This is a genomic window from Pseudomonas hefeiensis, assembly GCF_030687835.1.
Taxonomy (GTDB): Bacteria; Pseudomonadota; Gammaproteobacteria; order Pseudomonadales; family Pseudomonadaceae; genus Aquipseudomonas; species Aquipseudomonas hefeiensis.
Genome location: NZ_CP117449.1, coordinates 3,957,492 through 3,969,129 on the forward strand (window position 1 = coordinate 3,957,492; position 11,638 = coordinate 3,969,129).

At 60.5% G+C, this 11,638-nt stretch carries 9 protein-coding genes and 1 pseudogene; 9 read left to right on the forward strand and 1 reads right to left on the reverse strand.

All coding sequences use genetic code 11. From position 1 onward, the window contains the following. Positions 1-7: 7 nt before the first annotated feature. Positions 8-1,027 (reverse strand): annotated as a pseudogene (locus tag PSH57_RS29330) (methyl-accepting chemotaxis protein); the annotation flags it as partial. 869 nt (positions 1,028-1,896) lie between these two features. Between PSH57_RS29330 and PSH57_RS17700 the strand changes: the two are divergent. The 9 genes from PSH57_RS17700 to nuoJ all read left to right on the forward strand — a co-directional run bounded on the left by PSH57_RS17700 (position 1,897) and on the right by nuoJ (position 11,634). Next, positions 1,897-2,310, forward strand: a complete 414-nt coding sequence (locus PSH57_RS17700) for an NADH-quinone oxidoreductase subunit A (protein ID WP_011062185.1) — start codon at positions 1,897-1,899, stop codon at positions 2,308-2,310. Between the two features lie 10 nt (positions 2,311-2,320). Then, positions 2,321-2,995: a NuoB/complex I 20 kDa subunit family protein gene (locus PSH57_RS17705; RefSeq protein ID WP_003180065.1), complete on the forward strand. Its 675-nt coding sequence runs from the start codon at positions 2,321-2,323 to the stop codon at positions 2,993-2,995. A gap of 72 nt (positions 2,996-3,067) precedes the next feature. Continuing rightward, the gene (gene nuoC, locus PSH57_RS17710; protein ID WP_305384493.1) at positions 3,068-4,852 is read left to right on the forward strand and encodes an NADH-quinone oxidoreductase subunit C/D; all 1,785 of its coding nucleotides are present in this window, start codon (positions 3,068-3,070) and stop codon (positions 4,850-4,852) included. Between the two features lie 2 nt (positions 4,853-4,854). Beyond that, on the forward strand, positions 4,855-5,352 hold the full coding sequence (gene nuoE / locus PSH57_RS17715; RefSeq protein ID WP_003203372.1) for an NADH-quinone oxidoreductase subunit NuoE: 498 nt from the start codon (positions 4,855-4,857) through the stop codon (positions 5,350-5,352). Further along, positions 5,349-6,707, forward strand: coding sequence for an NADH-quinone oxidoreductase subunit NuoF (gene nuoF / locus PSH57_RS17720; protein WP_256228939.1), 1,359 nt, complete (start codon positions 5,349-5,351; stop codon positions 6,705-6,707). The genes nuoE and nuoF overlap by 4 nt, the downstream gene beginning before the upstream one ends. A gap of 138 nt (positions 6,708-6,845) precedes the next feature. Then, the gene (nuoG, locus tag PSH57_RS17725; protein ID WP_305384495.1) at positions 6,846-9,560 is read left to right on the forward strand and encodes an NADH-quinone oxidoreductase subunit NuoG; all 2,715 of its coding nucleotides are present in this window, start codon (positions 6,846-6,848) and stop codon (positions 9,558-9,560) included. Then, on the forward strand, positions 9,557-10,564 hold the full coding sequence (gene nuoH / locus PSH57_RS17730) for an NADH-quinone oxidoreductase subunit NuoH (RefSeq protein WP_305384497.1): 1,008 nt from the start codon (positions 9,557-9,559) through the stop codon (positions 10,562-10,564). Before nuoG ends, nuoH begins: the two co-directional genes overlap by 4 nt. Positions 10,565-10,575: 11 nt before the next feature. Next, positions 10,576-11,124, forward strand: a complete 549-nt coding sequence (gene nuoI, locus PSH57_RS17735) for an NADH-quinone oxidoreductase subunit NuoI (protein WP_047227738.1) — start codon at positions 10,576-10,578, stop codon at positions 11,122-11,124. A gap of 9 nt (positions 11,125-11,133) precedes the next feature. Then, positions 11,134-11,634, forward strand: coding sequence for an NADH-quinone oxidoreductase subunit J (nuoJ, locus tag PSH57_RS17740; RefSeq protein ID WP_047227739.1), 501 nt, complete (start codon positions 11,134-11,136; stop codon positions 11,632-11,634). The last annotated feature ends 4 nt before the right edge of the window (positions 11,635-11,638 follow it).

Sequence of the window (11,638 nt, forward strand, 5' to 3'; positions counted from 1 at the left end):
CATCAGTGCGAGTCACGACCAGATGTTGCGTGAGGTCGCCTGCCGCAATGCGATCGACCACAGCCAATGTGTCTTGCAACGGCCGGGTAATCTGGCGGGTGATGATCAGGGCAGCAAAAATCCCCAACAACATCGCCAAGGCAGTACAGCTCAGTTGCAGGATACGAGCCTGGGCGCTGTCTTCGTCACGGAAGGCCAGTTGGCTGGCATACATTTCTTCAGACAGACGGGTGATGGTTTCACCCAAATCGACAGTGTCCTGCACAGCCTTGCCAATGGCCTGATTGCTGGCAGTGAAGTCCTGCACCGAACGACGGTAAGCAACCAGCGCGGTTTCCAACTGCTTGATGGTGTCGGCATAGGTCGGGCCGAAAGCGCTGTTGAGAGCTTCGATGCTCTTGAACGCATTTGCGAGCTGGCGGGTGGCGGCTTGTTCGGTGGTGCTGTTGGGGTTGCCGGTATAGCCACGCACTTCATAGCGAACCAGCGCCACGTCCTCTTTGGCCTTGAGAATGAGCTTATAAAGATCAAAGCGGCGCTCATCCGAGGCGGGCAATGCTTCTACGTCAGTGATGACCTTGGCAATCAGCGCGGCGCCCTTGACCGCATTGACGCCCATTTCCTTGCGCATGGCTGCGTCATTGCGATAAGCCTCGCGCATCGTATTCAGCGCCACTTGGTACTGCGTGCTGGCCTGCTCGATCAGTGCAAGTTTCTTCAGGTTTTCAGGTTTTTCCAGCTCTTTTGTGAGGCTTTTCTGCTTGGCGACAAACTGCTCCAGCGACGCCTGGATCAATGCGCCCTTTTGTTCATCGCCCCTGTCCAACTGGTACTGCAAGCGCGCCCTGCGCAGGTGATCAAGACGGCTGCCAAGCTCGGTAATGCTGGTCATTCGATCAGTGCGCTCGATCATTTTTCCCAGGCTGAACCAGCCGGTCGCGGCGAGAATAGCAGTCAGAAGCAGCACAACAGCAAAGCCCAAAGCCAGCTTGAGCATAACGCTCATATTCGCGATCCGAGAGTTCATGACTTTCCTTTGGTATCAGCCACGAACGATGAAAACTGACGCGGCTATCTAAGAAGGGGCCGAAAATCTAACCAGTATTGATATAGATGATTAGATGAATGAAGCATAAAGATAGCTATTTGATATCACCTCTTCAAGCCCTTAAGCCCAACCTCGTGCCGATTTTTGCTCGCAAAACGGCGTCGCTTAAACGCGCGAATCCCCGGCCACAGGTTCTGCGCGGGGTCAACTGAGCAACATTGATCGGACGCCACCGGTTTTTTCACCCGTTTTTTTTGAGGCAACCTACGCTGTAGGAGCAAGCCTGCATCTGTGGAAGTCAGGCTTGCCCGCGATGAACGAGTGCCCAGCCTGCCTGGGGACCGCGTTGCCGGCATCGCGAGCAAGCTTGGCTCCCACAGGAGCAATCCCCATGCAGATCCAACCTTGACTGAGCCCGCCCCCAAAAAACTTCGGCGCACGGGTAGAAAAATTGATCGAACGCAGTATCGGGCAGTCTTAAAAAGTGTAAAACGGCCGGCGCTACCAACTGCAGTTGCGGCCATGTAAGACAAGTTCTCAGTCACTACTGAGGAAGCGGTGATGGAAACCCCGCCCGAACAATAATAATTATCATTTGGAAGTCATTTGCATTGTTACATCCAGCACGAAATATAATTGATGAATAACCGTCCAATGCCCGCCGGGCCGGGGCTGTGGAGGCTTGGAGGTGGGCTATGTCCTTATTCCAATAAATAATTTCGCTATAGGAATTTTACTTGCCCGGTGTTTAGCCATAAAATCACCGCGATTGATTGCTGCGACATATCGTCACTGCGTTATTTCTTTTCAAGCTCAGAGACCTTTGCTCTCTGTTAAGGATTTCCAGCATGCCCGAAGCGACAGGACTCATGGCCCACAACTGGGGCTTTGCCATTTTCCTTCTGGGCGTTGTCGGCCTGTGTGCCTTCATGCTCGGCGTGTCGAGCCTGCTCGGGTCAAAAGCCTGGGGCCGCAGCAAAAATGAACCGTTCGAGTCCGGCATGCTGCCTACCGGTGGCGCCCGCTTGCGGCTCTCAGCCAAATTCTATCTGGTCGCGATGCTCTTCGTGATCTTCGATATCGAAGCCCTCTTTCTCTTTGCATGGTCTGTGTCCGTCCGCGAAAGCGGCTGGACCGGATTCGTCGAAGCTCTCGTTTTCATAGCAATTCTGTTGGCAGGTCTTGTCTACCTTTGGCGGGTGGGGGCTCTTGATTGGGCTCCGGAAGGTCGCCGTAAGCGGCAAGCGAAGCTGAAACAATGAGGCTTTGGCAATGCAATACAATCTCACCAGGATCGACCCCGATGCTCCTAACGAGCAGTATCCGATTGGCGAGCGGGAAACCGTTGCCGATCCGTTAGAAGATCAAGTTCACAAAAACATCTTCATGGGCAAGCTCGAAGACGTGCTGAACAGCACGGTCAACTGGGGTCGCAAGAACTCCCTGTGGCCGTACAACTTCGGCCTTTCGTGCTGCTACGTGGAAATGACCACCGCCTTCACGGCGCCCCACGACATCGCGCGCTTTGGCGCCGAGGTGATCCGGGCATCGCCGCGCCAGGCGGATTTCATGGTTATTGCCGGGACCTGCTTCATCAAGATGGCGCCGATCATCCAGCGTCTCTACGAGCAAATGCTCGAACCGAAGTGGGTTATCTCCATGGGTTCGTGCGCCAACTCCGGTGGCATGTACGACATCTATTCCGTCGTTCAAGGGGTGGACAAGTTCCTGCCCGTGGACGTCTACGTGCCTGGCTGCCCGCCTCGCCCTGAAGCTTTCCTGCAAGGCTTGATGCTGTTGCAGGAGTCGATTGGCCAGGAGCGTCGCCCACTGTCCTGGGTCGTTGGTGATCAAGGCGTCTATCGCGCCGAGATGCCATCGCAAAAGGAACAGCGTCGCGAACAGCGTATCGCAGTCACCAACCTGCGCAGCCCCGACGAAGTCTGATCCAGCTCTGCTCTGCATAAGAAACGAGAACCTGGCTTCATTCTTTACGTTGACCGAAAGCGATAAATAACCATGACTACAGGCAGTGCTCTGTACATCCCGCCTTACAAGGCAGACGACCAGGATGTGGTCGTCGAACTGAACAACCGTTTTGGCCCCGAGGCGTTCACCGCCCAGCCGACCCGCACCGGCATGCCGGTGCTTTGGGTTGCCCGCGCCAAACTCGTCGAAGTCCTGACGTTCCTGCGCAACCTGCCCAAGCCGTACGTCATGCTCTATGACCTGCATGGCGTGGACGAGCGTCTGCGCACCAAGCGTCAAGGGCTGCCTGACGGCGTCGATTTCACCGTGTTCTATCACCTGATGTCGATCGAGCGTAATAGTGACGTGATGATCAAGGTCGCTTTGTCCGAGAGCGACCTCAGCGTGCCGACCGTGACCGGTATCTGGCCGAACGCCAACTGGTACGAACGTGAAGTGTGGGACATGTTCGGGATCGATTTCCCCGGCCACCCGCACCTGACGCGCATCATGATGCCGCCGACCTGGGAAGGTCACCCGCTGCGCAAGGACTTCCCGGCCCGCGCCACCGAGTTCGATCCGTTCAGCCTGTCCCTGGCCAAGCAACAGCTCGAGGAAGAAGCCGCGCGCTTCAAGCCGGAAGACTGGGGCATGAAACGCTCCGGGACGAACGAGGACTACATGTTCCTCAACCTGGGCCCGAACCACCCTTCGGCCCACGGTGCATTCCGCATCATCCTGCAGCTGGACGGCGAAGAGATCGTCGACTGCGTCCCGGACATCGGCTACCACCACCGTGGCGCCGAGAAGATGGGCGAGCGCCAGTCCTGGCACAGCTACATTCCCTACACCGACCGCATCGATTACCTCGGCGGCGTGATGAACAACCTGCCGTACGTGCTCTCGGTCGAAAAACTGGCCGGGATCAAGGTGCCGGAAAAGGTCGACGTCATCCGCATCATGATGGCTGAGTTCTTCCGGATCACCAGCCACCTGCTGTTCCTGGGCACCTACATCCAGGACGTTGGCGCCATGACCCCGGTGTTCTTCACCTTCACCGACCGCCAGAAGGCGTACACGGTGATCGAAGCCATCACCGGTTTCCGCCTGCACCCGGCCTGGTACCGCATCGGTGGCGTTGCCCACGACCTGCCGCGGGGCTGGGAAAAGCTGGTCAAGGATTTCGTCGAGTGGATGCCCAAGCGCCTGGACGAATACACCAAGGCCGCCTTGCAGAACAGCATCCTCAAGGGCCGCACCATCGGGGTCGCCGCCTACAACACCAAAGAGGCCCTGGAATGGGGTGTCACCGGTGCCGGCCTGCGTTCCACCGGTTGCGACTTCGACCTGCGCAAGGCGCGCCCTTACTCCGGCTACGAAAACTTCGAATTCGAAGTACCGCTGGCAGTCAACGGTGATGCCTATGACCGCTGCATGGTTCGTGTCGAGGAGATGCGCCAGAGCATCAAGATCATCGACCAGTGCATGCGCAACATGCCGGAAGGCCCGTACAAGGCGGATCACCCGCTGACCACGCCGCCGCCCAAAGAGCGCACGCTGCAACACATCGAGACCCTGATCACGCACTTCCTGCAGGTTTCGTGGGGTCCGGTCATGCCGGCCAACGAGTCCTTCCAGATGATCGAAGCGACCAAGGGCATCAACAGTTATTACCTGACGAGCGACGGCGGCACCATGAGCTACCGCACCCGGATTCGCACCCCAAGCTTCCCACACCTGCAGCAGATCCCTTCGGTGATCAAAGGCAGCATGGTCGCGGATATGATTGCGTACCTGGGTAGTATCGATTTCGTTATGGCCGACGTGGACCGCTAAGCATGAATAGCACGCTTATCCAGACAGACCGTTTCGCCCTGAGCGAAACCGAGCGCTCGGCCATCGAGCACGAGCTGCATCACTATGAAGACCCGCGCGCGGCGTCGATCGAAGCGCTGAAGATCGTTCAGAAGGAACGTGGCTGGGTGCCTGATGGCGCGCTCTACGCCATCGGCGAGATCCTCGGCATCCCGGCCAGCGACGTCGAAGGCGTCGCCACCTTCTACAGCCAGATCTTCCGCCAGCCAGTGGGCCGCCACATCATTCGCGTGTGCGACAGCATGGTCTGCTACATCGGCGGCCACGAGTCCGTGGTCGGCGAGATACAGAACAAGCTGGGCATCGGCCTGGGCCAGACCACTGCCGACGGGCGCTTCACCCTGCTGCCGGTGTGCTGCCTGGGCAACTGCGACAAGGCCCCGGCGCTGATGATCGACGACGACACCTTCGGTGACGTCCAGCCTGACGGCGTCGCCAAACTGCTGGAGGGCTACGTATGACCCTGACTTCCTTCGGGCCCGCCAACCGCATCCAGCGTTCGGCCGAAACCCATCCCCTGACCTGGCGTCTGCGTGACGACGGCGAAGCGGTATGGCTGGACGAATACCAAGCCAAGAATGGCTACGCCGCCGCGCGCAAGGCATTCAGCGACATGGCCCAGGACGACATCGTCCAGACCGTCAAAGACTCCGGCCTCAAGGGTCGCGGCGGTGCGGGCTTCCCCACTGGCGTGAAGTGGGGCCTGATGCCCAAGGACGAGTCCATCAACATCCGCTACCTGTTGTGCAACGCGGATGAAATGGAGCCCAACACCTGGAAAGACCGCATGCTGATGGAGCAACTGCCCCATCTGCTGATCGAAGGCATGCTGATCAGCGCCCGTGCGCTGAAAACCTACCGTGGCTACATCTTCCTGCGCGGCGAATACACCACCGCCGCCAAGCACCTGAACCGTGCCGTGGAAGAAGCCAAGGCCGCCGGCCTGCTGGGCAAGAACATCCTGGGCTCGGGCTTTGATTTCGAGCTGTTCGTCCACACCGGCGCCGGGCGCTACATCTGCGGGGAAGAAACCGCGCTGATCAACTCCCTGGAAGGTCGCCGCGCCAACCCGCGCTCCAAGCCGCCCTTCCCCGCTGCCGTGGGCGTGTGGGGCAAGCCGACCTGCGTGAACAACGTCGAGACCCTGTGCAACGTGCCGGCGATCATCGCCGACGGCGTGGACTGGTACAAATCCCTGGCCCGCGACGGCAGTGAAGACATGGGCACCAAGCTCATGGGTTTCTCCGGCAAGGTCAAGAACCCGGGCCTGTGGGAACTGCCATTCGGTGTCACCGGCCGCGAGCTGTTTGAGGACTACGCCGGCGGCATGCGTGACGGCTACAAGCTCAAGTGCTGGCAACCCGGCGGCGCCGGTACCGGTTTCCTGTTGCCCGAACACCTGGACGCACAAATGTACGCCGGCGGCATCGCCAAGGTCGGCACCCGTATGGGTACGGGCCTGGCCATGGCGGTGGACGACAGCGTCAACATGGTTTCCCTGCTGCGCAACATGGAAGAGTTCTTCTCCCGTGAATCGTGCGGTTTCTGTACGCCGTGCCGCGATGGCCTGCCATGGAGCGTCAAGCTGCTGCGCGCCATTGAAAACGGCGAAGGCCAGGCCGGCGACATCGAGACCCTGCTGGGTCTGGTCGGCTTCCTCGGCCCGGGCAAGACCTTCTGTGCTCATGCACCGGGTGCCGTGGAGCCGTTGGGCAGCGCGATCAAATACTTCCGCCCTGAATTCGAGGCCGGCATCGCGCCAACGCGCGCAGGCGATCTCAATCAGGTAGTCACGCCGACCATGGTCGGCGCGTAACGACGCTTTAAAAGGCGAAGGGTCCGTGCCCTTCGCCTTTCGTCCGATGACGCCTTTGAAGGCTGTTTGGATTCGGACGAATAACAAGATTCCATTAGCCACGCCCGCTGACACCGGGCCAACGAAGAACTTTGAACCATGGCCACTATCCACGTAGACGGCAAAGAGCTCGAAGTCGATGGCGCAGACAACCTGTTACAGGCGTGTCTGTCCCTGGGCCTCGACATCCCTTATTTCTGCTGGCACCCCGCCCTTGGCAGCGTTGGCGCCTGTCGCCAGTGCGCAGTCAAGCAGTACACCGACGAGAACGACAAGCGTGGTCGGATCGTCATGTCCTGCATGACCCCCGCCACCGACGGCAGCTGGATCTCCATCGACGACGAAGAAGCGAAAGTGTTTCGCGCCAGCGTCGTCGAATGGCTGATGACCAACCACCCTCACGACTGTCCGGTCTGTGAGGAAGGCGGTCACTGCCACCTGCAAGACATGACCGTGATGACCGGCCACAACGAGCGCCGTTATCGCTTCACCAAGCGCACTCACCAGAACCAGCAACTGGGTCCGTTCATCTCCCACGAGATGAACCGCTGCATCGCCTGCTACCGCTGCGTACGTTTCTATAAGGACTACGCCGGCGGCACCGACCTGGGCGTGTTCGGCGCCCACGACAACGTGTACTTCGGTCGCGTTGAAGACGGCACCCTGGAAAGCGAGTTCTCCGGCAACCTCACCGAGGTCTGCCCGACCGGTGTGTTCACCGACAAGACTCACTCCGAGCGCTACAACCGCAAGTGGGACATGCAGTTCTCGCCGAGCATCTGCCATGGCTGCTCCAGCGGTTGCAACATTTCCCCGGGCGAGCGCTATGGCGAACTGCGTCGCATCGAAAACCGCTTCAACGGCTCGGTCAACCAGTACTTTCTGTGCGACCGTGGCCGTTTTGGCTATGGCTACGTCAACCGCAAGGATCGTCCGCGCCAGCCATTGCTCGCCAACGGCGCCAAGCTGAGCCTGGACGAAGCACTGGACAAGGCCGCCGACCTGCTGCGCGGTCGCAACATCGTCGGCATCGGTTCGCCACGGGCCAGCCTGGAAAGCAACTACGCGCTGCGTGAACTGGTCGGCGCCGAGCACTTCTACAGTGGCATCGAAGCCGGTGAGCTGGAACGCATCCGCCTGGTGCTGCAAGTGCTCAAGGACAGCCCGCTGCCCGTGCCGACGATGCGTGACATCGAAGACCACGACGCTGTGTTTGTCCTCGGCGAAGACCTGACCCAGACGGCCGCGCGCATGGCCCTGGCTCTGCGCCAGTCGGTCAAGGGCAAGGCCGAAGACATGGCCGACGCCATGCGCGTGCAGCCATGGCTCGACGCAGCCGTGAAGAACATCGGCCAGGATGCGCTGAACCCGCTGTTCATTGCCAGCCTGGCTGAAACCAAGCTCGACGATGTCGCCGAAGAATGCGTCCACGCCGCTCCCGATGACCTGGCGCGCATCGGTTTTGCCGTGGCCCACGCCCTGGACGCCAGTGCCCCGGCCGTCGAAGGCCTGGACAGCGAAGCGTCCGCGCTGGCCCAGCGCATTGCCGACGCCCTGCTGGCGGCCAAGCGCCCATTGATCATCGCCGGCACCTCGTTGGGTTCCAAGGCGCTGATCGAAGCTGCGGCCAACATCGCCAAGGCGCTGAAGCTGCGGGAGAAGAACGGTTCCATCAGCCTGATCGTGCCGGAGGCCAACAGCCTCGGCCTGGCCATGCTCGGTGGCGAGTCGCTGGACGCCGCCCTGCAAGCGGTGATCGACGGCAGCGCCGACGCCATTGTGGTGCTGGAAAACGACCTGTACACCCGCACCGACAAAGCCCGGGTGGACGCCGCCCTGAATGCCGCGAAAGTGCTGATCGTCGCTGACCATCAGAAAACCGCCACCTCCGACCGTGCCCACCTGGTGCTGCCGGCGGCGAGCTTCGCCGAAGGCGACGGTACCCTCGTCAGCCAGGAAGGTCGCGCCCAGCGCTTCTTCCAGGTGTTCGACCCGACGTACCTGGACGCCGCCATCCTGGTTCACGAAGGCTGGCGCTGGCTGCATGCCCTGCGCTCGACTTTGCTGAACCAGCCGGTGGACTGGACGCAACTGGACCACGCGACCGCTGCCTGCGCCGGGAGCAACCCACAACTGGCTCGCATCGTCGATGCTGCGCCATCGGCCTCGTTCCGCATCAAAGGCCTGAAACTGGCTCGCGAACCGCTGCGTTACTCCGGTCGCACCGCCATGCGCGCCGACATCAGCGTCCACGAGCCACGCACCTCCCAGGATAACGACACCGCGTTCTCGTTCTCCATGGAAGGCTACTCAGGCTCGACCGAACCGCGTTCCCAGGTACCGTTCGCCTGGTCGCCGGGCTGGAACTCGCCACAGGCCTGGAACAAGTTCCAGGACGAAGTCGGCGGTCACCTGCGTGCCGGTGACCCGGGCACTCGGCTGATCGAAAGCCAGGGCGATGGTCTGAGCTGGTTCGCCAGCGTGCCCCGCGCCTTCAACCCGGCACCGGGCACCTGGCAGGTCGTACCGTTCCATCACCTGTTCGGCAGTGAAGAGAACTCTTCCAAAGCCGCACCGGTTCAGGAACGCATCCCGGCCGCCTACGTCTCGCTGGCCAAGTCCGAAGCCGATCGCCTGGGCGTCAACGACGGTGCCCTGTTGAGCCTGAGCGTCGCGGGCCAGACCTTGCGTCTGCCGCTGCGCATCAATGAAGAACTGGGCGCCGGTCTGGTGGCCCTGCCGGCTGGCCTGGCGGGTATTCCACCGGCGATATTCGGCAAAACCGTCGACGGTCTGCAGGAGGCAGCGCAATGACCTGGTTTACCCCTGAAGTGATCGACGTGATCCTGACGGTTCTCAAGGCCATCGTGATTCTGCTGGCCGTGGTGGTCTGCGGTGCGCTGTTGAGCTTCGTCGAACGTCGCCTGCTGGGCTGGTGGCAGGACCGTTACGGTCCGAACCGCGTCGGCCCGTTCGGCATGTTCCAGATCGCCGCCGACATGATCAAGATGTTCTTCAAGGAAGACTGGACGCCGCCGTTTGCCGACAAGGTGATCTTCACCCTGGCACCGGTCGTGGCCATGAGCGCCTTGCTGATCGCCTTCGCGATCATCCCGATCACCCCAACCTGGGGCGTGGCGGACCTGAACATCGGCCTGCTGTTCTTCTTCGCCATGGCGGGTCTGTCGGTGTACGCGGTGCTGTTTGCCGGCTGGTCGAGCAACAACAAGTTCGCCCTGCTGGGCAGCCTGCGGGCCTCGGCCCAGACCGTGTCCTACGAAGTGTTCATGGGCCTGGCGCTCATGGGCGTCGTGGTCCAGGCCGGCTCGTTCAACATGCGCGACATCGTCGAGTACCAGGCCCAGAACCTGTGGTTCATCATTCCGCAGTTCTTCGGTTTCTGTACCTTCTTCGTGGCCGGCGTGGCCGTGACTCACCGTCACCCCTTCGACCAACCGGAAGCGGAACAGGAGCTGGCCGACGGTTACCACATCGAATATGCCGGCATGAAATGGGGCATGTTTTTCGTCGGTGAATACATCGGCATCATCCTGATCTCGGCGCTGCTGGTGACGTTGTTCTTCGGTGGCTGGCACGGTCCGTTCGGCATCCTGCCGCAACTGTCCTTCGTCTGGTTCGCCCTGAAGACCGCGTTCTTCATCATGCTGTTCGTCCTGCTGCGCGCTTCGATCCCGCGCCCACGCTACGACCAGGTGATGGACTTCAGCTGGAAATTCTGCCTGCCGCTGACCCTGATCAATTTGCTGGTGACCGCTGCGATCGTGTTGATGAACACGCCTGCGGCCGCGGTTCAGTGAGGATTTGACCCATGTTCAAATATATTGGCGACATCGTTAAGGGTACCGGTACCCAACTGCGAAGCCTGGTCATGATCTTCGGCCATGGCTTTCGCAAGCGCGACACCCTGCAATACCCTGAAGAAGCGGTCTACCTGCCGCCGCGTTATCGCGGCCGCATCGTCCTGACCCGCGACCCCGACGGCGAAGAGCGCTGCGTGGCCTGCAACCTGTGCGCGGTAGCGTGCCCGGTGGGCTGCATCTCGCTGCAGAAAGCCGAAACCGAAGACGGTCGCTGGTACCCGGACTTCTTCCGTATCAACTTCTCGCGCTGCATTTTCTGCGGCCTCTGCGAGGAAGCGTGCCCGACCACCGCGATCCAGCTCACGCCGGATTTCGAAATGGCCGAGTTCAAACGTCAGGACCTGGTGTACGAGAAAGAAGATCTGCTGATTTCCGGTCCCGGTAAGAACCCTGATTACAACTTCTATCGTGTTGCAGGTATGGCCATTGCCGGTAAGCCAAAAGGCGCCGCGCAAAATGAAGCCGAACCGATCAACGTGAAGAGCTTGCTGCCTTAAGGAAGAAAGATGGAATTCGCTTTCTATTTCGCATCGGGTATCGCGGTGGTCTCCACGCTTCGAGTGGTCACTAACACCAACCCCGTGCACGCCCTGCTCTACCTGATCATCTCGCTGATCGCCGTGGCCATGACCTTCTTCAGCCTTGGCGCGCCGTTTGCCGGCGCGCTGGAAGTGATCGCCTACGCCGGCGCCATCATGGTGCTGTTCGTGTTCGTGGTGATGATGCTGAACCTGGGCCCGGCCTCGGTGCAGCAAGAACGCTCCTGGCTCAAGCCGGGCATCTGGGCGGGGCCGGTGATTCTCGCCGCGCTGCTGCTGGGTGAACTGCTGTATGTACTGTTCGCTCACCAGAGCGGCCAGGCCATCGGCCACACCACCGTAGACGCCAAGGCCGTGGGCATCAGCCTGTTCGGCCCGTACCTGCTGGTGGTCGAACTCGCCTCGATGCTGCTGCTTGCCGCAGCCGTCACGGCGTTCCATTTGGGCCGTAACGAGGCGAAGGAGTAATCAC